We start from the raw sequence: 20,133 nt of genomic DNA, 5'->3' as shown, positions 1-20,133 counted from the left end.
GAATGAGCGACCAAAATGAGCAGGATGCGGCGAAGAGCAGGCTGAGCCTTCGGCCGGGCGGCCGACTCGAACTTGGCAAGACCGAGGCGGCTGGCACGGTGCGCCAGTCCTTCAGCCATGGTCGCGGCAAGACCGTGCAGGTTGAAGTGGTGAAGAAGCGCGCCGGCGGTCCGCCGGCGCCCGGCGGCAAGCCCGCCGCGGGCCCGGCCACCGGCCCGCGCCCTGCGGGCGGCCCGCAGCGCAGCGCGACCGGCCCCGCCAATCGTGGCGGCAACAGCGGTGGCGGCGGCCAGCAGGCCGGCCGGCCGCTGAACCAGGCCGAGCAGGCCAACCGCCTGCGCGTGCTGGAAGAGCATCGCCGCATGGAGGCGCAGCGCCAGCGCGAGGAGCGTGAGCGCCAGGCCCTGATGGTGCGCAGCGCCGCCGAGGAAGCGGCCCGCCGCGCCGAGGAAGAGCGCCGCCGCGCCGAGGAAGAGGCGGAGCGCGCCGTCGAGGAAGCCCGCCAGAAGGCCGAGGACGAAGCCCGTCGCAAGGCTGACGAGCAGGCCCGTCGCAACGCGCCGCCGTCGGCCGCGCCCGCCTCCGCGCCTGCCGCGGCCGCTGGCACGCCGGCCCCGGCGCCGCGCCCCTCGATTCCCGGCATCGGCCTGCGCCAGGTCGGCATGGCCCCGGTGCGCCATGCCGGTGGCCCGCGCTCGGCCTCGGGTCCCGGTGGCGCCGCCGCCGGCCAGGGTCCGCGCCGTCCGGGTGGCCCCGCGGCCGCTCCCTCGGCCGTGCCGCCCGCCGGCGCCCCCGGCGCGCGGCTGACGCTGCGTGGCCGCGAGGGTGAGGAGGAGGACCGTCGTGGTCCGGCCCGCCGTCCCGGCCTGCCGGCCGCGGCCGCCAAGAAGCCGATCACGCCGCCCGCGAAGAAGCCGCCCGTCGGCGCCGACCGTCGCCGTGACGGCCGCATCGACGTGGCCGCCGCGATCGAGGGTGACGACGACCGCAGCCGCTCGATGGCCTCGGTCCGCCGCGCCCGTGAGCGCGAGCGCCGGCAGCAGGAGCTGCAGCGCCTGCGTTCCGACGGTGTGAAGGTCGTGCGCGACGTCGTCGTGCCCGAGTCGATCACCGTGCAGGAGCTCGCCAACCGCATGGCCGCCCGTGGCGGCGAGGTGGTGAAGGCGCTGTTCCGCATGGGCGTGATGGCGACGCTGACGCAGTCGATCGACGCGGACACCGCCGAGCTGGTGGTGAACGAGTTCGGCCACCGCGTGAAGCGCGTCTCCGAGGCCGATGTCGAGCAGGGTCTGGACGGCGTCGTCGACGCCGAGGGCGACATGATCGTGCGGCCGCCGGTCGTCACCATCATGGGCCATGTCGACCACGGCAAGACCAGCCTGCTGGACGCGCTGCGCAAGACCGACGTGGCGGCGCGCGAGGCCGGTGGCATCACCCAGCATATCGGCGCCTATCAGGTGACGGTGCCGGGCGGCCAGAAGGTCACCTTCATCGACACGCCGGGCCACGCCGCCTTCACGGCGATGCGCGCCCGCGGCGCCAGCGTCACCGACATGGTGGTGCTGGTCGTGGCGGCCGATGACGGCGTCATGCCGCAGACGATCGAGGCGATCCACCACGCCAAGGCGGCCGACGTGCCGCTGATCGTGGCGGTCAACAAGATCGACAAGCCGGGCGTCAACCTCGACCGCGTGCGGCAGGAACTGCTGCAGCACGAGATCGTGGTGGAGAGCCTGGGCGGCGACACCATGGAGATCCAGGTCTCCGCCACCAAGGCGATGAACCTGGACAAGCTGCTGGAAGCCATCCTGCTGCAGGCCGAGGTGCTCGACCTCAAGGCCAATCCCGAGCGCGGCGCCGAAGGCACCGTCATCGAGAGCAAGCTGGACAAGGGCCGCGGCCCGGTCGCCACGGTGCTGGTCCAGAAGGGCACGCTGCGCCAGGGCGACATGGTGGTGGCCGGCGCCGAATGGGGCCGCGTCCGCGCCATGCTGGACGACAAGGGCCGCCAGCTGAAGGAAGCCGGCCCGAGCATGCCGGTGGAGATCCTGGGCCTGTCCGGGGTTCCCTCGGCCGGCGAGCCGCTGTCCTTCGTCGAGGATGAGGGCCGCGCCCGCGAGATCTCCGAGTACCGTCAGCGCCGCAACCGCGACAAGCTGGCGGCGGCGGCGGGTGCCGCCCGCGGCACGCTGTCCGACATGATGGCGCGGGTCGCGGCCGGCGTGCAGAAGGAAGTGGCGGTCGTCGTCAAGGCGGACGTGCAGGGCTCGGCCGAGGCGCTCGGCGTGACCCTGAACAAGCTGTCGCGCGACGAGGTGAAGGTCCGGGTGCTGCATTCGGCGGTCGGCCAGATCACCGAGAGCGATATCCAGCTGGCCAAGGCGTCCAACGCCGTGGTCGTCGCCTTCAACGTGCGGGCCACCGGCCAGGCGCGGGAGATGGCGCAGCGCGACGGTGTCGACATCCGCTACTACTCGATCATCTACGAGGTGTCGGACGACATCGAGGCGATGGTCCGTGGCAAGCTGGCGCCGATCCAGCGCGAGAAGTTCCTGGGCTATGCGCAGATCCTCGAGGTCTTCGAGGTCAAGCGCCTGGGCAACATCGCGGGCTGCCGCGTCACCGAGGGCGTGGTCAAGCGCGGCTGCGGCGTCCGCCTGCTGCGCGACGGCGTGGTGATCCACCAGGGCGAGCTGGCGACGCTCCGGCGCTTCAAGGACGACGTCAAGGAAGTCACCAACGGCTACGAGTGTGGCATGAGCTTCGTGAACTACGATGCCATCAAGATCGGTGACCAGATCGAGTGCTACGAGACCGAGACGGTCGCCGCCGTCTGATCCCGTAGGATCAATATCCCGGGCGGCGGATCTGCCGTCGCCCGGCCAGCGCTGGGGGGGACCCGTGTCCCCCCCATCCTGTTTGTGCAAGAGATCCCCATGGCCAAGAAACTCGCCACCGCCGGCGCCCCCAGCCAGCGCATGCTCCGCGTCGCGGAGGAGGTGCGCCATGCCCTGTCCGCCGTCTTCCTGCGCGGCGAGCTGCACGATCCCGACCTCGACAGCCGCCACATCACGGTGACCGAGGTGCGCGCCTCCCCCGACCTGAAGCACATGACCTGCTTCGTCGCCGCCCTGGGCCGGGCCGCGACCAAGGAGGAGCTCGCCGGGCTGCGCCGGGTGCAGCCCTTCCTGCGCAAGCAGGTCGCCCAGGCGGTGCGGCTGCGCTTCGCGCCCGAGCTGCATTTCCAGCCGGACAACGCGCTGGAATACGCCTCGAAGATCGACGCGGTGATGCGCCGCCCCGAGGTGGCGCAGGACCTGCCGCCGCGCCCCGAGAAGCCGGGCGAGGCGATCCCCGCCCCGGTCCCGACGGCGAGCGAGGCCAAGCGCGGCCGCGCCCCGCTGCGGCACGACCCGCGCGAGAATGACGACGAGGACGAGGCGTGAGCCGTCACGAGGCCGAGGCCGCCCCGCCGGAGGCGCCGCCGTCCGAGCCGCCGGTGATCCGCACCATCGCCATGCCGGCCGACACCAACCCGGCCGGCGACATCTTCGGCGGCTGGCTGATGGCGCAGATGGACCTGGCGGCCGGCAATGCTGCCGCCCGCCGCGCCCGCGGCCGCTGCGCCACCGTGGCGGTCGAGGCGATCACCTTCCTCTCGCCGGTCCGCGTCGGCGACGAGGTCAGCCTCTATGCCCAGATCCTGTCGACCGGCCGCACCTCGCTGCGCATCCGGGTCGAGGCCTGGCGCCGCGAGCGCGAGGGCGAGCACACCAACCGGGTGACCGAGGCGGTCTTCACCTTCGTGGCGCTCGACGCCACCGGCCGCTCGCGCCCGCTGCCCGCGGCCTGACCCGGCCTCAGCCCGGCCCGGCTCCAGTCTGGCTCTTCTTCAGCCTGGCCGGCCTTCCCTTTCCTGCCCGCCGCCTCGCGGCCCAAGAGCGTTGAGACAAAGACCATGGCACGCCCGAACCGCAAGCCGCGTGGCCGCCCGCTGGATGGCTGGCTGATCGTCGACAAGCCCTCCGGCATCGGCTCGACCGATGTGGTGAACAAGCTGAAGCGGGCCTTCCAGGCGCAGAAGGTCGGGCATGGCGGGACGCTGGACCCGCTGGCCACCGGCGTGCTGCCGATCGCCTTCGGGGCGGCGACCAAGATGGTCCCCTATGTCATGGACGGGACCAAGACCTACCGCTTCACGCTGCGCCTCGGCGAGGCGCGCGACACCGACGATGCGGAAGGCAAGGTCATCGAGACCAGCGACGTCCGCCCGACCGACGACCAGCTGCGCGCGGCGCTGCCGGGCTTCATCGGCGACATCATGCAGGTGCCGCCGATCTTCTCGGCGATCAAGATCAATGGCGAGCGCGCCTATGATCTGGCGCGCGAGGGGCAGATCCCGGAGATGGCGGCGCGCCCCGCCCGCGTCGACAAGTTCGAGCTCGAGTCGCGGCCCGATGCCGACACGGCGATCTTCACCGTGCAGTCGGGCAAGGGCGTCTATATGCGCTCGCTCGCCCGCGACATCGCCAAGGCGGTCGGTGCGGTCGGGCATATCGCGACGCTGCGGCGGATGCGGGTCGGGCCGTTCCTGGAGGAGGCCGCGATTCCGCTGGACAAGCTGGTGGGAATGGAGGATACGCCGCCTCCTTCCCCGGACCTTCTGCTTCCCGTGACGACCGCGCTGGCCGACATCCCGGCACTGGCCCTCACCGAAGCGGAGGCCGCACGCCTGTCGCATGGACAGACCCTTTCGATGGTCGAGTTCATGGGCCGGATACCCGGCGACGCCAGCCCCGATGGGGGGCTTGTGCGGGCAATGGCGGGGGAGCGCCTGAAGGGACTGGTTCGCCTGGAGTCCGGCCGCGTGCGGCCGGAGCGGTGGCTCAGCCCGGGCGACAACACCCTCGTCGCTGTCCAGGCGCTGCCGGATGGCGAGACAGACTGAAAGGCCATAGCCGATGTCGACCGAGATTGAGCGTCGCGCCAAGATCATCGCCGAATACGCCACCAAGGAAGGCGATACCGGCAGCCCGGAAGTGCAGGTCGCGCTGCTGTCCGACCGCATTTCCTCGCTGACCGAGCACCTGAAGGCGCATCCGAAGGACTTCCACAGCCGTCGTGGCCTGCTGGTGCTGGTCGGTCAGCGCCGTGGCCTGCTGGACTATGTGAAGCGCAAGAACCAGGCCCGCTACCAGAGCCTGATCGAGCGTCTCGGCCTGCGCCGCTGATCTGAGTGTGCCGAGGCAACGCCTCGGCACAACAGGCAGAAAAAAGATGGGGGTCCGGGGGAATTCTTTCCCCCGGCCTTTTTTTGTTCAGGGCGTCTCGTAGGCCAGCACCGCCGCCGCGAGATCCTCGCCGGCCCAGCCCACCGACTTGAACAGCGTCTTTTCCTGCTGCGTGGCGCGCCCCTTGTGGGTGCCGCGGCAGAGGTCGAAGAGATCCGCCACGATGTGGTTCTCGTCGATGGCGCCTTCGGCGATGGCCTGGACGATGTCGCCCGCCTCGGCCAGCCCGCCGGTCCGGGTGTCGGGGAACAGGCTGCAGGCCGCGACCAGGGCGCCGTCGCTCTCGCGCATGTCGGGCCGGAAGGCGCCGACCAGATCCACATGGGTGCCCGGCGACAGCTCGGCGCCGAAGAGCAGCGGCTCGGTGGCCAGCGTCGCCGCCGAGACGATGTCGAATCCGGCCGGGCTGGCGCTGTCCGCCACCGCCGCCGGCATTCCCTCGTCGCGCAGCCGGTCGGCCAGGCGCCGCGCGCTCTCGGGCCGGCGCGACCAGACGCGGATCTCCTTCAGCGGGAAGCGGGTGCTGTAGGCCTCGGCCAGGGCATGCGCGACCTTGCCGCTGCCGAGCAGCAGCAGCCGCTCGCTCTCCGGCCGCGCCAGGTAGCCGGCGGCCAGGACGCTGGCGGCCGCGGTGCGCCGGTCGGTCACCGTGCTGCCGTCGAGCAGCGCCAGCGGCTGGCCGTTCTCGCCATGCGACAGCAGGTAGACCGAGTTCACCGCCTGCAGCCCCGGCGTATTGGCATTGGCGGGCGTGACATGGACGATCTTCACCCCGGTGTAGCGATGCGCCTGCCAGGCCGGCATCAGCAGCAGCGAGCCTTCCTTTGCCTCATTCTGCGGCAGCGGATGGCGGTGCCGCAGCGGCGCCGCGCAGCCCTCGCGGAACATCGCGGCCAGCGCCTCGATCAGGGCGGGCCAGGGCAGGCGGGCGGCGGTCTCGGCGCGGTCCATGAAGCGCATCGGCGGCGAACTCCGGGGTGGTCGTGGGGGGCCATCCTAGGGCGGCAGGGCGCCGGCGGAAGGCCGGCCGGGCAGGCCGCGCCAGGGCGCCCGCCGTGCCGCCGCGTGGCACCGAACTTGCTAAGCAGGAACTGCCGTTTCCCCGTCCAAAAGGGAAGATTGTGCGTCACGATTGCGTCACGCCTCCTGCAGGGCTAACGGGCAAAGGGGGCTGTATCGCTGTGCGCAAGCGCGTTGATCCGGACCCTGACCCTGGCGCAGCATATGGCTCGGGTCTGCGGGAGGAGCCGGCGGGGAATCCGCCGCTATAAAGATTGGGAGATCACTTCATGAAGCCCATGCGGCTTGCCACCCTTCGCGTGCTTGGCGCGGCCGTCCTGGCCGGCACCATGGCGCTGCCTGCCCTGGCCCAGCAGCCCGCGCCGCAGCAGAATGCCTCGGCCACCCTGGATGCGATCAAGGCGCGCGGCACGCTCAGCTGCGGCGTCAACACCGGCCTGGCCGGCTTCGCGCAGCCCGACAGCCAGGGCCGCTGGCAGGGCTTCGACGTCGAATACTGCCGGGCGCTCGCGGTCGCGCTGTTCAACGACGCCAGCAAGGTCCGCTACGTCCCGACCACGGCGCAGAACCGCTTCACGGCGCTGCAGTCGGGCGAGATCGACGTGCTGCCGCGCAACACCACGGCGACGCTGTCGCGCGACACCTCGCTCGGCCTCGACTTCCCGTCGGTCAATTTCTATGACGGCCAGGGCTTCATGGTGAAGGCCAGCCTGGGCGTGAAGTCGGCCAAGGAGCTGGACGGCGCCACCGTCTGCGTGCAGCCCGGCACCACCACCGAGCAGAACCTGACCGACTGGGCGCGCGCCAACAACGTCAAGTTCACCCCGGTGATCATCGAGCGGCTGGAGGAGCTGGTCTCCGCCTATGTCGCCGGCCGCTGCGACGCCTACACCACCGACGTCTCGGGCCTGGCCGCCACCCGTTCGGCGCAGCCGAACCCGGCCGAGCACGTGATCCTGCCGGAAGTGATCAGCAAGGAGCCGCTGGCGCTCGGCGTGCGGCATGGCGACCAGCGCTGGGCCGACTTGGTGCGCTGGACGCACAACCTGCTGCTGGCGGCCGAGGAGTTCGGCATCACCACCGCCAATGTCGACAAGGCGGCGGCCGACGACCAGCGTCCAGAGGTGCAGCGCATGCTGGGCAAGACCGGCGGCCTGGGCGCCATGCTGGGCGTCGACAACCTCTGGGCGGTGCGCGTGATCAAGGCCACCGGCAACTATGGCGAGATCTTCGAGCGCCACCTGAAGCCGCTGGGCATCCAGCGCGGCCCGAACGCGCAATGGACCAATGGCGGTCTGCAGTATTCCTTCCCCTTCCGCTAAGGACGGGGCAAGGCTTGTAGAGTGGCGGGGGCGGCCCGGGGGAGACACCCCCCGGGCCGGCCTCGCAACGGCCGCCCCGAAACCGGCCCCCAGAGGCCGGCCCGGGACCCGACCGTCCGAGCATCGGACAAAGACGCAACAACGGGGCTTTACGCATGTCCGACACCGCTGCCGATCCCAGGCTGCTCCGCGCGCCGCCAAAGAAGGGGATCCGCCTCTCCTGGGCCGATGAGCGGCTGCGCGCCATCGTCTGGCAAATCCTGGTGCTGGGGGTGGTGATCGGCATCATCAGCTGGCTGGTCAGCAACACGCAGCACAATCTCGAGGTGCGGCGCATCGCGACCGGCTTCGGCTTCCTCTCGCGCGAGGCCGGGCTGCCGGTCGCCGAGAGCGTCATTCCCTATTCGCCCACCGACACCTATTCGCGCGCCCTGCTGGTCGGCGTGCTGAACACGCTGAAGATCGCGGTGGTCGGCGTGCTGCTGGCGACCGTCATCGGCACGCTGATCGGCATCGCCCGGCTGTCGAAGAACTGGCTGCTGGCGCGCATCGCCGCGGTCTATGTCGAGGTGGTGCGCGACCTGCCGCTGCTGCTGCAGCTGCTGTTCTGGTACGCCATCCTGCAGGGCCTGCCCGGGCCGCGCCAGGCGCTGCACCCGATGGAGGGCGTCTTCCTGTCGAACCGGGGCCTGAAGCTGCCCTGGATCCAGTGGCAGGACGCCCACAGCTTCGCGCTGCTCGGCCTGGTGATCGGCGTCGTCATGACGGTGCTCTATGCCCGCTCGGCGCGCGCCAAGCAGATGGAGGACGGCCAGCCGCGGCGGGTCTGGCCGGCGGCGCTGGGGCTGATCCTCGGCCTGCCGGTGCTGATCTGGGCCGGGCTCGGCGCGCCCTGGACCGGCGATATCCCGGCGCTGCGCGGCTTCAACTTCCAGGGCGGCGTCACTATCACCCCGGAATATTTCGCGCTGCTGGTCGGCCTGGTGATGTACACCGCCGCCTTCATCGCCGAGATCGTCCGCGCCGGCATCCTGGCGGTGGCCAAGGGCCAGTGGGAGGCCGCCGAGGCGCTCGGCCTGCCGCGCGGGCTGATCATGCGCAAGATCGTGCTGCCGCAGGCGCTGCGCGTCATCGTGCCGCCGATGACCAGCCAGTACCTGAACCTGACGAAGAACTCCTCCCTGGCGGTCGCCATCGGCTACCAGGACATCGTCTCGATCTCGAACACCACGCTGAACCAGACCGGCCAGGCCATCGAGGGCATCGCCATCATCATGGCGGTCTACCTGACCATCAGCCTGTCGATCAGCCTGTTCATGAACTGGTACAATTCCCACATCGCCCTGGTGGAGCGCTGAGCCATGGCCGACATCGCCGCCGAAGCCTCCGCCCCGCGCCCGGCGACCGACGCCGCCCCGGCGCCGCGCCGCCCGCCTTTGCTGGCGGTCGGGCCCGTCGCCTGGGCCCGCACCAACCTGTTCTCCTCCTGGATCTCCACCGCCGTCACCCTGGCGCTGGGCTACCTGCTGGTCCGCTGGACCATCGGCTTCGTCGACTGGGCCTTCATCAAGGCAATCTGGTCGGTGCCGGTGACGCCGCAGGGCGCCCAGACCCAGGCCTGCCGCGCCCTGGCCGGCAGCGGCGCCTGCTGGGCGGTGGTGACCGAGAAGCACCGCTTCATCCTGTTCGGCACCTATCCCTATGAGCAGCACTGGCGCCCGGCGGTGGTCTGCCTGCTGTTCGTCGGGCTCTACATCGTCTCCGCCATGCGCCGCTTCTGGCGGCCGGCCCTCGCCCTGGTCTGGCTGGCGGTGCTGACGGTGATCGGCATCCTGATGTGGGGCGGCGTCTTCGGCATGCCCTATGTCCCGCAGGAGCGCTGGGGCGGGCTGGTCATCACCCTGATCCTGTCGACCTTCGGCATCGCCTTCGCCTTCCCGCTCTCCATCCTGGTGGCGCTGGGGCGGCGGTCGAAGATGCCGGCGATCAAGATGCTCTGCGTCGTCTATGTCGAGCTGATCCGCGGCGTGCCGCTGATTTCTCTGCTGTTCATGGCCAGCGTGATGTTTCCCCTCTTCCTTCCCGAGGGCATCAACATCGACAAGCTGCTGCGGGCGCAGATCGCCATCATCCTCTTCGCCGCCGCCTACCTGGCCGAGGTGGTGCGCGCCGGCCTGCAGGCGCTGCCGCGCGGCCAGTACGAGGCGGCCGAGGCGCTCGGCCTGTCCTACTGGCAGAAGACCGGCTTCATCATCATGCCGCAGGCGCTGCGCCTGGTGATCCCGCCGCTGGTGAACACCTTCATCGGCTTCTTCAAGGACACCTCGCTGGTGCTGATCATCGGCATCTTCGACCTGCTGACCGCCGGCAAGACGGCGATCGTCGAGCCGGCCTGGCAGGGCTTCGGTATCGAGATCTACGTCACCGTCGGCGCCATCTACTTCGTCTTCTGCTTCGCCATGTCGCGCTACAGCCAGAACCTCGAGGCGGAACTGAACCGCCACCGGGTGCGCTGAGCATGGCCCCCACCCTCACCGCCCGGCACCACCGCCACCTCCAGACCCAGGGATCGCAAGCAGCATGAGCGCCACCATGGAAGACGGCCCGCACATCGCCTCCGCCGTGCGCGCCGACGCGCCGCCGGCCATCCTGCTGGACAAGGTCAACAAGTGGTACGGCGCGCTGCATGTGCTGCGCGACGTCAACCTGAACGTCGCCACCGGCGAGCGGGTCGTGGTCTGCGGCCCCTCGGGCTCCGGCAAGTCGACCATGATCCGTTGCATCAACCGCCTGGAGCACCACCAGGAGGGGCGGATCGTCGTCGACGGCATGGAGCTGACCGACGACACCCGCTCGCTCGACGCCATCCGCCGCGAGGTCGGCATGGTGTTCCAGAGCTTCAACCTGTTCCCGCACCTGACCATCCTGGAGAACTGCACCCTGGCGCCCATCTGGGTCCGCCGGATGCCGAAGAAGGAGGCCGAGGCGCTGGCGATGGACTACCTGTCCCGCGTCAAGATCCCGGAGCAGGCGAAGAAGTATCCGGGCCAGCTCTCGGGCGGCCAGCAGCAGCGCGTCGCCATCGCCCGCGCGCTCTGCATGAAGCCCAAGATCATGCTGTTCGACGAGCCGACCTCGGCGCTTGACCCGGAGATGATCAAGGAGGTGCTCGACACCATGGTGATGCTGGCCGACACCGGCATGACCATGATCTGCGTCACCCATGAGATGGGCTTCGCCCGCCAGGTCGCCGACCGCGTGGTCTTCATGGACCGTGGCGAGGTGGTGGAATCCGGCGTGCCGGACCAGATCTTCAGCGACCCGAAGACGGATCGCCTGAAGACCTTCCTGAGCCAGATCCTGCGCGGCCACTGAAGGCTGGCGCGGCAACAGAAAAGGGGGCCGGAAGGCCCCCTTTTTCGTGCGCGGCGCCCGGCCGGGTGCTCAGTCCCGCGGCGGTGGCGGCAGGGCGGAGGCCACCGCCTCCAGCCAGCCATGCCCGAAATCCTGGTCGGGCTCTAGCGTGGTGCCCTCGGCCCATTCGTTCCAGGCATTGACGAAGACCAGCCGGCCCTCGCCGGCCTCACCGGGCGCCGGCGGCCGGGTGGCGGCGTGGCAGACCAGGCCGCGCAGCCAGCGGCGGAAGCTGGCGGGCGTTGCGCCATGCAGGATGCTGGCATGGATGCCGCGGCGGGCGGTGTTGTCCCAGCCCATGGTGGCTGTGCGGTGCCGGATGCCCGTCACCGGCCGGGCCAGCCCGGCCAGCGCCCCCTCGACCACGCTGCCATAGTCGTGCACATGGCCCTGGAAGTCGCTGCCCGCGGGCACCCGCTCCTCCGTGACATCGCGCGCGCCGGACAGGCGGTGCGGCGGGAACTCGAAATAGGAATCGAGGCCGAGTGCCGCCGGATCCTCCGGCAGGGCCGCGTCGTCGTTGAAGGCGACCCAGCCGGCGGCCAGATGCACCTCGCCCACGCCTTCCTGGCGCAGCGCCTGGCGCAGCGCCGCCATCGACTCCGCCGGCCGCGGCATGTGCATGACGCGGTAGATCAGCAGCATCGGGCGGCCGCCCTGCCGCCAGTAGCGCCGGTCGCGCATCAGCGGAGCGATGTCGCGGGCGAAGGCGGCCTCCCAGCCGGGCTTGTAGCTCTGCGGCATCAGGATGTCGCGCGCCAGGCCATCCCAGTTACGGGTCCAGGGCTCGTTGGCCCAGCAGATCATGAAGGGGAAGTCGGGCTCGCCGCTGGCCAGCATGGCCTGGATCGGCGTCTCCAGCAGCGGCTGTCCGTCGAACCAGTAGTGGTAGTAGCAGAAGGCCGAGACCCCGTGTTGGCGGGCCAGGTCGGCCTGCGCCGCGCGGGTCTGCGGCAGCCGCAGGTCGTAGAAGCCGAGCGCCCCCGGCAGCCGCGGCTGGCGATGCCCGGGAAACTGCGGCCGGGCCCGGCTGGCATTGCTCCATTCGGTGAAGCCGGCGCCCCACCAGCGGTCGTTCTCCGGGATCGGATGGAACTGCGGCAGGTAGAAGGCGACGACATCGACCCGGGCCGCCAGCGCCGGCGGGGCGGGCACCGCCACCTCCTGCTCCTCGGCGATGCGCATGCCGGCATCGTGGCAGAGCAGGCCGATCAGCCGCTCCACCGCATGCGCCGCGGTGCCGTCATGCGGCAGCGGCTCGGCCTCGAAATCGCCCGGCGCCATGCGGGCATTGGCCAGCGGCCGCAGCAGGAAGGGGCGGATCCAGTAGACCGAGCCGCCGGGGAAGGTGCGCGGCTCGTTCAGCGGCGGGATGCCCATCCGCTCCGACAGGCGGTGCACATGGGCCAGGTTGGCGTGCCAGTGGTCCGGGTGCTGGCCGACCACATTGCCGCGCGCCACGACGACGCCGAGATCGGGATCGCCCCGGAAGGCGCCCAGGATGTCGCGCACATGCGCGGCGTCGCGCAGCAGCCCGGCGGTCAGGCTGCGCCGCCAGGCATCGCCGTCCTGCCGGTGCAGGCTGCGCTTGGAGTGCAGCTTGCAGACCAGCTCATAGCCGAACAGCGCGCCCGAATTGACCAGGGCGATGAAGGGATAGACGTCGCGGCCGTGATTGGGGAAGGCCAGCACGATGGCGGCCGGGAAGCGCGCCAGGATGGTCTCCCGCAGCGCCTCGGAATGGCCCTGCACCAGGGTGACGAACAGGTCGAAGGGCTCGGTCAGCGCGCCCAGCGCCGTCTCGAACTCCTCCCACAGCTCCGGATAGAACAGGTGCAGCACCACCGCGATCCGCGCCGCCGGCTGATGCGCGCGCAGCGGGAAGGTATCGGGCCAGGCCAGGGCGGCGACCTCGTCCGCCGCCGGCAGCCGGCCGGGCAGCGCCGGCAGCAGCGACGCCGCCGAGGGCGGCACGGCGAAGGGTGACGTCCGGGCAGGCGCGGCCAGGGGTGATGGCGGGGGCGGCAGCGCGGCGGAGGGCGGCGCCGGCGGCAGTGTCACGGCGGCGGCGGAGTCGAGCAGCGCCTGGCGCTCGCGCAGCCGCTGGCGCAGCTGCAGCGTCAGGCTCCAGCGCAGCAGCTTGGCGCCGCCGCGGCCGAGCCGGCGGACCGGCGGCGGCAGCAGCGCGGCGGCACCGCGCAGCGGGGCGGTGATCCGCCAGAAGGTGCTGTCGCGCATCTGGCGCAGCTCCGCCTCCAGCGAACCCAGCCGGCCCTGCAGCTCCTCCGCCTCCTGCCGCACCGCGGCGACGGCCTCGGCCTCGCGGTCCAGCGCGGCGGCATGCGCCTGCAGGGCGGTGGTCTGCATCTGTTGCGCCGCCGCCTGGGCATGGCGCAGCTGCTGCGCCAGATTGGCGGTGGCGGCCTCGGCGGCGGCGCGGGCGGCCTCGGCCTCGGCCTGCTGGCGCTGCGCCGCGCCGGCCTGCTGCTGCGCCGCGCCGGCCTCGCCCAGCAGGCGCCGCGCCTCGGCCTGGTGCTGCTCGGCCTGCAGGCGGAAGGTCACGCCGCGGCCGCGCGCGGCGAAGAGGGCGCGGATGCCGGCCTGCCGGGCCGGATCGGCGCTGGCCGCCAGCAGATGGCGCAGCGGCGCCGGCAGCTCGCCCCCCAGCGCCAGCACGCCCAGGCCATAGCTGTGGACGAACTCGAAATGCGGGTGGCGCTCCTTCAGCTCGGCCCAGAGCTGCCAGACGCCATACTGGGGGCGGCGGACATTGGTGTCGTGGAACAGCACCACGCCGCGGTCGGACAGGGTCGGCGCCCAGAGCTCGAAATCCTGCCGCACCGCCTCGTAGGTGTGGCAGCCGTCGATATGCAGCAGGTCGATCGAGCCGGGGGTGAAGAGCGGCCGGGCCTGGGCGAAATCCATGCGCAGCAGGGTGGAGAAGCCGCCATAGCGCGGGTCGTGATAGGCGCTGAGCTCCTCGAAGAGCCCGGCCTCCTCCGCCATGTGCAGGTCGCCCTGCCAGGTGTCGACGGCGTGGCACTGGCCGGCGATGCCGTCATGCGCCATGGCCTGCAGGAAGGCGCAATAGGAGTTGCCGCGATGCGTGCCGAGTTCGACCAGCTGGCGCGGCCGCAGGATGCGGGTCAGCCAGAAGGCGAAGGGAATATGCCCGGCCCAGTGCTCGAAGGGCACCAGCCGGTCGGGCTCCCAGAACAGCTCCTCGCCCACTGCCAAGTCATGCAGTAGAACAGGAAGCTCCAGCGCGGCGGCGGAGGCCTCCTGCGGCTTCATTTCGAAGGAAGAATGCTTGCGGTGGGCTGACATATTCCATCGATCGCTGCAGGTCGGAAAAGTCTTAGCCGGACAGGGCGCGGCATGACCAATGCAGAACGCCGAGAGGCCCGCAGATTTTCATCGGAAATCGGCTCAGTTTCAGATTTATTAATTATTTTACTTACAGTGCAACCATTCCGGTGCTGAAGCTCCTGCCGGGCCGTCGCCCCGGCGCGCTGCCCGGCGGGCCGGACAGGGCCCACGGCCTGCCCCTTGCACCGCGCCACCGCTCCAGCCTACTCCTTGTCGCCGGCATCAACGCGGCATGGCAGTGTCCTCCAAGAACAACACCCCGGCTCACCGCCAGCTCAGCCCGGCCTTGCTGCTGGGCGTCCTCGGCGTCGTCTATGGCGATATCGGCACCAGTCCGCTCTACGCCCTCCGCGCCTCGCTGCTGCATTTCGCGGCGGACGGGCTGGAGGACTGGGAGATCCTGGGCGTGCTCAGCCTGATCTTCTGGTCGCTCGTCCTGGTGGTCACGGTGAAATACGTGCTGCTGGTGCTGCGCGCCGACAACCGCGGCGAAGGCGGCATCCTGGCGCTGATGGCGCTGGCCATGCGGGTCGCCCGCGGCGAGCGCGGCAAGGCCGCCGTGATGATGATCGGCATCGCCGGCGCCTCGCTGTTCTTCGGCGACGGCATCATCACCCCCGCCATCTCCGTGCTCTCGGCGGTGGAGGGGCTGAAGATCATCTCCCCCGCCTTCACCCAGGCGGTGATCCCGATCTCGCTCGGCGTGCTGCTGGCGCTGTTCCTGGTGCAGTACAAGGGCACGCACACCATCGGCCGCATCTTCGGCCCGGTCACCGCGCTGTGGTTCCTGAGCCTCGGCGTGCTCGGGCTGATCGAGATCGTGGTGCAGCCGCAGGTGCTGCTGGCGCTCTCGCCGCACTACGCCATCGCCTTCTGCCTGGAATACCACCTGGCGGCCTTCATCGCGCTGGGCTCGGTGGTGCTGGCGGTGACCGGGGCGGAGGCGCTCTATGCCGATATGGGCCATTTCGGCGCCCGGCCGATCCGGCTGGTCTGGCTCTGGGCGGTGCTGCCGGCGCTGACCCTGAACTATTTCGGCCAGGGCGCGCTGCTGCTCTCCGACCGCTCGGCGCTGGAGAACCCCTTCTACCTGCTGGCGCCCGACTGGTTCCGGCTGCCGCTGGTGATCCTGGCCACCTGCGCCACCATCATCGCCAGCCAGGCGATGATCTCGGGGGCCTTCTCGATCGCCCGGCAATGCGTCCAGCTCGGCTACCTGCCGCGGCTGGTGGTCACCCATACCTCGGAGACCGAGGAGGGGCAGATCTACATGCCGCAGATCAACCTGATGCTGCTGGCCGGGGTCATCGTGCTGGTGCTGTCCTTCCATGATTCGGACAGCCTGGCGGCGGCCTATGGCATCGCGGTGACCGGCACCTTCCTCTGCACCACCTGCCTGGCCGGGCTGGTGTTCCGCCGGCAGTTCGGCTGGCCGCGGCTCGGCGTCGCGCTGGTGGTGGTGCCGATGCTGCTGCTGGATGCCGGCTTCTTCATCTCCAATGTGCTGAAGGTGCCGGATGGCGGCTGGGTGCCGCTGCTGCTGGGCGCCGGCATGTTCGCGCTGATGCTGACCTGGCGGCGCGGCCGCGAGCTGCTCTTCGCCCGCTTCCGCCAGGACAGCCTGCCGCTGAAATCCTTCCTGGCGCGGCTGCCGCAGTCGCGCACCATCCGGGTGCCGGGCATCGCCGTCTTCATGACCGGCCAGGCCGACTACGTCCCCGCCGCCCTGCTGCACAACCTGAAGCACAACAAGGTGCTGCACGAGCGGGTGCTGTTCGTCACCGTCGAGAACGAGGACGTGCCCCAGGCGCAGCAGCGCCGCGAGGTCTCCGAGCTGGCGCCGGGCATCCACCGCGTGATCCTGCGCTACGGCTTCCAGGAGAGCCCGAACATCCCGCGCGAGCTGGAGGCGCTGCGCGAATACGGCGTCGAGTTCGAGACCATGCAGGCCAGCTATTTCCTCGGCCGCGAGACGCTGGTGGCGGCCGCCGTGCCGAAGATGCCGGCTTGGCGGCAATGGCTGTTCTCGGTGATGAGCCGCAATTCCATGCCGGCCACCGAGTTCTTCCGCATCCCGAGCGACCGCGTGGTCGAGCTCGGCGTCCGCGTCGCCATCTGACGGTGGCGCTGCTGTTCATCGGCGCCGGCGGCCATGGCCGGGCGCTGCTGGAGCTGCTGCGCGATGCCGGGCTGCCGCCGCCGGGGGGGGTCCTGGACGATGCGCCGGACTGCCCCGGGCTGCGCTGCCCGGGGATGGCCCCGGTCCCCTGGCTGGGCCCGGTCGCCCGCGCGGCCGAGCTCTTCTCCCAGAAAGCCTTCGACAGCGCGCATGTGGCGCTGGGGCGCAACGCGCTGCGGCGCCGGATCGGCGAGAGCCTGGCCGCGATCGGCTACGCCCTGCCGGTGCTGCGCCACCCCTCGGCGGTGGTCGCCGGCAGCGCCCGCCTCGGCCCGGGCAGCGCCATCCTGCCGCGCGCCGTGGTCGGCGCCGCCGCCGGGATCGGCGCCTTCGCCATCCTCAACACCGGCAGCATCGCCGAGCATGACGCGGTCCTCGGCCCGGCCTGCCACCTGGCGCCGGGGGCGGTGCTGGGCGGCGGGGTGACGCTCGGCGCCGAGGTGCTGGTCGGCATCCTGGCCGGGGTGAAGCCGGGGCTGCGGATCGGCGACGGCGCGGTGATCGGGCTGGGCAGCGCCGTACTGGCCGATGTGCCGCCGGGCGCCGAGATGGGCGGGGTTCCCGCGCGCCGGCTGTGAGGCTGCGCCGCCGCGCGCTGCTGGCCGGGCTGTGGCCACTTGCCCACGGGGCGCGCGCGGCGCCCGTCCGCTTCGCCTTCGACCCCTCGCAGGCGCGGCTGGATTTCACCGTCGCGGCGCTCGGGCTGCTCGACATTCCCGGCCGCTTCGAGCGCTTCCAGGGCGAGCTGCTGCTCGACCTGGCGGCGCCGGAGCGGACGCGGCTGGCGGTGGAGATCGACCTGGCCTCCGCCAGCATGGCCGATCCCGACCGCACCGTGCGGCTGCGCGGCCCCGACTTCTTCGATGTGCAGAACTTCCCGCGCGCCCGCTTCGACAGCCAGGCGGCACGGCGGCTGGCCGCCGACCGGATCGCCCTCGAGGGGATGCTGGCGCTGCGCGGCCGGGTGCTGCCGCTGGTGATCGAGCTGCTGGTCGGCGAGCGCCGCGCCGGCAGCCTCGGTATCGAGGCGACGGGGCGGCTGTCGCGCAGCGCCTATGGCATGGTCGCCGACCGGGCGCTGCTGGGGGATACGGTGCGGCTGTCCCTGAGCCTCAGGGTCGCCGCGCCGGGGGGTTAGCGGCCCGCCATCGCCTTGTTCTCGAGCCGCGAGATCAGCCGCACCAGCGGCCACAGGAGAAGGAAATAGGCGATCGCCGCGGCGACGATGGGCGTCGCGTTGTAGGTGGCGTTCTGCGCTTGGCGCGCCTGGAACAGCAGCTCCGGCAGGGCGACGACGCTGGCGATCGAGGTCAGCTTGACCACTTCCAGCGTGTTGCTGACCAGGTCCGGCAGCACGTTGCGCACCGCCTGCGGCAGGACAACGTACAGAAGGGTCTGCGGCTGGCTGAGGCCGGTGCAGCGGGCCGCCTCGACCTGGCCGCGCGGCACGCTGCCGATGCCGGCGCGCAGCACTTCGCCGTAATAGGCGCCGGTGTTGAGGAAGAAGCCGATGGCCACCGCCCCCCAGGCGCCGACATCGAGCCCGGCGAAGGGCAGGCCGGCATAGAGGAAGACCAGCAGCACCAGCGGCGGGATGGCGCGGAACAGGTCGGTCCAGCCCGCCGCCGCCCAGCGGATGCTTTTCGGCCCCACCGTCGACAGCAGCGCCAGGATGATGCCGCCCGCCATGCCCAGCGGCACGGTGATGGCGGAAAGAGCCAGGGTGTAGAGAAAGCCCTGCCAGAGGATCGGCCAGGCCTGCCGGACGATTTCCACATTGAGGAAAGCCGTCAAAAAATCGTCCATGGCGGTCACCGCTTCCAGGCGAAGCGCGTCTCGATCCAGCGGCCGAGGGCGACGACCGGGATGAAGAGCACGAGATAGGCGATGGCGCCGAGCGTCAGCGCCGAGGGATTGGCGGAGAAGGACATCGCGCTCTGCGAGGCGCCGAGGATCTCGGCGACGCCCACCACCGAGCCGAGGGCGGTGCCCTTGGTGATGGCGATGGTGCGGTTGGTCAGCGGCGGGATGGTGATGCGCAGCGCCTGCGGCAGCACCACCAGGCGCAGCGTCTGCAGGAAGCCGAGGCCGGTGGAGCGCGCCGCCTCCCACTGGCCCTTCGGCACCGCGGTGATGCCGGCCCAGTAGATCTCCTCGGAGAAGGCCATCAGCACCAGGGTCAGCGACAGCCAGGTGGCGGCGAAGCCGGAGAGGCCGATGCCCAGCGTCGGCAGGCCGAAGAACAGCAGCACGATGATGACCAGCGGCGGCAGGGCGCGGAACAGGTCGACGGTGAAGACGATCAGCCAGTTCAGCGGCCGGATGCCGAAGGAGCGCAGCACGGCGAGCGCCAGGCCCGAGGCAAGGCCGGCGACGACGATCAGCACGGCCAGCAGCACGGTCAAGGCGAGGCCCTGCGCCACCAGCGGCAGGTAGGTCGCCATGACCTTGAGGTTGAAGAAGGAGAAAAGAAAATTGTCGAGGCCGGACATGGGCGGCGCGCTCAGTGCCGGTCGATCTGGCGGATGAAGGCGCGGGTGCGCTCATGCTGCGGGTCGCCGAAGATCTGGTCGGGCGGCCCCTCCTCCAGCTTCTGGCCGTCGGCCATGAAGACCACGCGGTCGGCGGCGGCGCGGGCGAAGGCCATCTCGTGGCTGACCACCACCATGGTCATGCCGCTCTCGCGCAGCTCGCGCATGACGTTCAGCACGCCGCCGACCAGCTCGGGGTCGAGGGCGCTGGTCGGCTCGTCGAACAGCATCACCCGCGGCTCGAGGGCGATGGCGCGGGCGATGGCGACGCGCTGCTGCTGGCCGCCGGAGAGCTGCGCCGGGTGGTGGTCCATCCGCTCGCCGAGGCCGACGCGGTCGAGCGCCGCGGCGGCGATCGCCTCCGCCTCGTCGCGGCCCTTCCCCAGCACCTTGCGCAGCGCCAGCATGACGTTCTGCCGCGCCGTCATGTGCGGGTAGAGGTTGAAGCTCTGGAACACCATGCCGATGCGGCGGCGGGCGGCGTTGATGTCGGTCTTCGGGCTGAGCAGCTCGATGCCATCGACATGGATCGAGCCGTCATCCGGCTCCTCCAGCCGGTTCAGGCAGCGCAGCAGGGTCGACTTGCCGGAGCCGGAGGGGCCGATGATGAAGACCAGCTCGCGCTCGGCGACGCTGAGATCGACGCCCTTCAGCACGGTCAGCCCGCCGAAGCGTTTCCACAGGCCGCGCGCATCGACGATCGGGCGCGGGGCGGCGGCGGCAGCAGTCATGACGGATCCTCGGGCACGGAGGGAAGGAGAGGCTCTTAGGCGAGTCGAGGCCAGCCGAGAAGCCGATCCGACACCGGTCAGCAAGCCACGTGCCAGTAACCGGCACAACCCCGCGCAGAAATTCCATCGCCCGGCACGGCGCCCGCCTTCGTCGCCCTGGCGGCCAGGCCATCGAGACGGAATCAACAGGATCCGGGACGGATCGGCAGGAATCCACGAGCAGGCCCGCGCGGTGGCCATGGCGGCCCTGCGCCCGGGCCGGACCGCCTGCTGCGT

General features: G+C 70.9%; 17 protein-coding genes. 12 read left to right on the top strand and 5 right to left on the bottom strand.

From position 1 onward, the window contains the following. Window positions 1-2: 2 nt before the first annotated feature. The 5 genes from infB to rpsO all read left to right on the top strand — a co-directional run bounded on the left by infB (window position 3) and on the right by rpsO (window position 5,231). A complete protein-coding gene (infB, locus tag WFI16_RS13990; RefSeq protein ID WP_419898423.1) occupies window positions 3-2,837 on the top strand; it encodes a translation initiation factor IF-2 in 2,835 nt (944 codons plus the stop codon). A gap of 99 nt (window positions 2,838-2,936) precedes the next feature. Beyond that, a complete protein-coding gene (rbfA, locus tag WFI16_RS13985) occupies window positions 2,937-3,446 on the top strand; it encodes a 30S ribosome-binding factor RbfA (RefSeq protein ID WP_442970692.1) in 510 nt (169 codons plus the stop codon). Between the two features lie 71 nt (window positions 3,447-3,517). Next, window positions 3,518-3,853: an acyl-CoA thioesterase gene (locus WFI16_RS13980; RefSeq protein ID WP_419898607.1), complete on the top strand. Its 336-nt coding sequence runs from the start codon at window positions 3,518-3,520 to the stop codon at window positions 3,851-3,853. Between the two features lie 105 nt (window positions 3,854-3,958). Then, window positions 3,959-4,948, top strand: coding sequence for a tRNA pseudouridine(55) synthase TruB (gene truB / locus WFI16_RS13975; RefSeq protein WP_419898422.1), 990 nt, complete (start codon window positions 3,959-3,961; stop codon window positions 4,946-4,948). A gap of 13 nt (window positions 4,949-4,961) precedes the next feature. Further along, window positions 4,962-5,231: a 30S ribosomal protein S15 gene (gene rpsO / locus WFI16_RS13970; RefSeq protein WP_419898421.1), complete on the top strand. Its 270-nt coding sequence runs from the start codon at window positions 4,962-4,964 to the stop codon at window positions 5,229-5,231. Window positions 5,232-5,318: 87 nt separating this feature from the next. Here rpsO and WFI16_RS13965 read toward each other — a convergent pair whose 3' ends face one another. Next, complete coding sequence (locus WFI16_RS13965; protein ID WP_419898420.1) at window positions 5,319-6,251, bottom strand: ornithine cyclodeaminase family protein; 933 nt, start codon at window positions 6,249-6,251, stop codon at window positions 5,319-5,321. 329 nt (window positions 6,252-6,580) lie between these two features. Here WFI16_RS13965 and WFI16_RS13960 point away from each other — a divergent pair, with 329 nt between their 5' ends. The 4 genes from WFI16_RS13960 to WFI16_RS13945 all read left to right on the top strand — a co-directional run bounded on the left by WFI16_RS13960 (window position 6,581) and on the right by WFI16_RS13945 (window position 11,008). Next, window positions 6,581-7,633, top strand: a complete 1,053-nt coding sequence (locus WFI16_RS13960) for an amino acid ABC transporter substrate-binding protein (protein ID WP_419898419.1) — start codon at window positions 6,581-6,583, stop codon at window positions 7,631-7,633. Between the two features lie 155 nt (window positions 7,634-7,788). Then, entirely contained in the window at window positions 7,789-8,991 is a 1,203-nt protein-coding gene (locus WFI16_RS13955; protein ID WP_419898418.1) for an amino acid ABC transporter permease, read from the top strand. Window positions 8,992-8,994: 3 nt separating this feature from the next. After that, complete coding sequence (locus tag WFI16_RS13950) at window positions 8,995-10,149, top strand: amino acid ABC transporter permease (RefSeq protein ID WP_419898417.1); 1,155 nt, start codon at window positions 8,995-8,997, stop codon at window positions 10,147-10,149. A gap of 64 nt (window positions 10,150-10,213) precedes the next feature. Next, on the top strand, window positions 10,214-11,008 hold the full coding sequence (locus tag WFI16_RS13945) for an amino acid ABC transporter ATP-binding protein (protein ID WP_419898416.1): 795 nt from the start codon (window positions 10,214-10,216) through the stop codon (window positions 11,006-11,008). A gap of 69 nt (window positions 11,009-11,077) precedes the next feature. Here WFI16_RS13945 and WFI16_RS13940 read toward each other — a convergent pair whose 3' ends face one another. Continuing rightward, on the bottom strand, window positions 11,078-14,341 hold the full coding sequence (locus WFI16_RS13940) for a glycoside hydrolase family 99-like domain-containing protein (protein ID WP_419898415.1): 3,264 nt from the start codon (window positions 14,339-14,341) through the stop codon (window positions 11,078-11,080). A 307-nt stretch (window positions 14,342-14,648) separates the two neighbouring features. On the opposite strand from WFI16_RS13940, the gene WFI16_RS13935 reads away from it, so the two are divergent. The 3 genes from WFI16_RS13935 to WFI16_RS13925 are packed head-to-tail and all read left to right on the top strand — an operon-like array spanning window position 14,649 to window position 17,733. Then, on the top strand, window positions 14,649-16,535 hold the full coding sequence (locus WFI16_RS13935) for a potassium transporter Kup (RefSeq protein ID WP_419898414.1): 1,887 nt from the start codon (window positions 14,649-14,651) through the stop codon (window positions 16,533-16,535). Between the two features lie 2 nt (window positions 16,536-16,537). After that, a complete protein-coding gene (locus tag WFI16_RS13930) occupies window positions 16,538-17,173 on the top strand; it encodes a NeuD/PglB/VioB family sugar acetyltransferase (RefSeq protein WP_419898413.1) in 636 nt (211 codons plus the stop codon). After that, entirely contained in the window at window positions 17,170-17,733 is a 564-nt protein-coding gene (locus WFI16_RS13925) for a YceI family protein (protein ID WP_419898412.1), read from the top strand. The genes WFI16_RS13930 and WFI16_RS13925 overlap by 4 nt, the downstream gene beginning before the upstream one ends. On the opposite strand, the gene WFI16_RS13920 is transcribed toward WFI16_RS13925, so the two are convergent. The 3 genes from WFI16_RS13920 to WFI16_RS13910 are packed head-to-tail and all read right to left on the bottom strand — an operon-like array spanning window position 17,730 to window position 19,857. Further along, on the bottom strand, window positions 17,730-18,401 hold the full coding sequence (locus WFI16_RS13920; RefSeq protein ID WP_419898411.1) for an amino acid ABC transporter permease: 672 nt from the start codon (window positions 18,399-18,401) through the stop codon (window positions 17,730-17,732). The two genes, WFI16_RS13925 and WFI16_RS13920, sit on opposite strands and share 4 nt — an antisense overlap. Window positions 18,402-18,406: 5 nt before the next feature. After that, window positions 18,407-19,087, bottom strand: coding sequence for an amino acid ABC transporter permease (locus tag WFI16_RS13915; RefSeq protein ID WP_419898410.1), 681 nt, complete (start codon window positions 19,085-19,087; stop codon window positions 18,407-18,409). Between the two features lie 11 nt (window positions 19,088-19,098). After that, the gene (locus tag WFI16_RS13910; protein ID WP_419898409.1) at window positions 19,099-19,857 is read right to left on the bottom strand and encodes an amino acid ABC transporter ATP-binding protein; all 759 of its coding nucleotides are present in this window, start codon (window positions 19,855-19,857) and stop codon (window positions 19,099-19,101) included. Window positions 19,858-20,133: the final 276 nt, after the last annotated feature.

This window comes from Roseomonas sp. USHLN139, assembly GCF_037145735.1.
Classification (GTDB): domain Bacteria; phylum Pseudomonadota; class Alphaproteobacteria; order Acetobacterales; family Acetobacteraceae; genus Pseudoroseomonas.
The sequence above is the reverse complement of the archived record's forward strand: the minus strand, read 5'-3'. Positions and strand labels throughout refer to the sequence as shown.

Bases quoted from the DNA above. Each gene is read 5' to 3' on its own strand.
- infB (WP_419898423.1), top strand. From the start codon at position 3: ATGAGCGACCAAAATGAGCAGGATGCGGCGAAGAGCAGGCTGAGCCTT.
- rbfA (WP_442970692.1), top strand. From the start codon at position 2,937: ATGGCCAAGAAACTCGCCACCGCCGGCGCCCCCAGCCAGCGCATGCTC.
- WFI16_RS13980 (WP_419898607.1), top strand. From the start codon at position 3,518: ATGCCGGCCGACACCAACCCGGCCGGCGACATCTTCGGCGGCTGGCTG.
- truB (WP_419898422.1), top strand. From the start codon at position 3,959: ATGGCACGCCCGAACCGCAAGCCGCGTGGCCGCCCGCTGGATGGCTGG.
- rpsO (WP_419898421.1), top strand. From the start codon at position 4,962: ATGTCGACCGAGATTGAGCGTCGCGCCAAGATCATCGCCGAATACGCC.
- WFI16_RS13965 (WP_419898420.1), bottom strand. From the start codon at position 6,251: ATGCGCTTCATGGACCGCGCCGAGACCGCCGCCCGCCTGCCCTGGCCC.
- WFI16_RS13960 (WP_419898419.1), top strand. From the start codon at position 6,581: ATGAAGCCCATGCGGCTTGCCACCCTTCGCGTGCTTGGCGCGGCCGTC.
- WFI16_RS13955 (WP_419898418.1), top strand. From the start codon at position 7,789: ATGTCCGACACCGCTGCCGATCCCAGGCTGCTCCGCGCGCCGCCAAAG.
- WFI16_RS13950 (WP_419898417.1), top strand. From the start codon at position 8,995: ATGGCCGACATCGCCGCCGAAGCCTCCGCCCCGCGCCCGGCGACCGAC.
- WFI16_RS13945 (WP_419898416.1), top strand. From the start codon at position 10,214: ATGAGCGCCACCATGGAAGACGGCCCGCACATCGCCTCCGCCGTGCGC.
- WFI16_RS13940 (WP_419898415.1), bottom strand. From the start codon at position 14,341: ATGAAGCCGCAGGAGGCCTCCGCCGCCGCGCTGGAGCTTCCTGTTCTA.
- WFI16_RS13935 (WP_419898414.1), top strand. From the start codon at position 14,649: ATGGCAGTGTCCTCCAAGAACAACACCCCGGCTCACCGCCAGCTCAGC.
- WFI16_RS13920 (WP_419898411.1), bottom strand. From the start codon at position 18,401: ATGGACGATTTTTTGACGGCTTTCCTCAATGTGGAAATCGTCCGGCAG.
- WFI16_RS13915 (WP_419898410.1), bottom strand. From the start codon at position 19,087: ATGTCCGGCCTCGACAATTTTCTTTTCTCCTTCTTCAACCTCAAGGTC.
- WFI16_RS13910 (WP_419898409.1), bottom strand. From the start codon at position 19,857: ATGACTGCTGCCGCCGCCGCCCCGCGCCCGATCGTCGATGCGCGCGGC.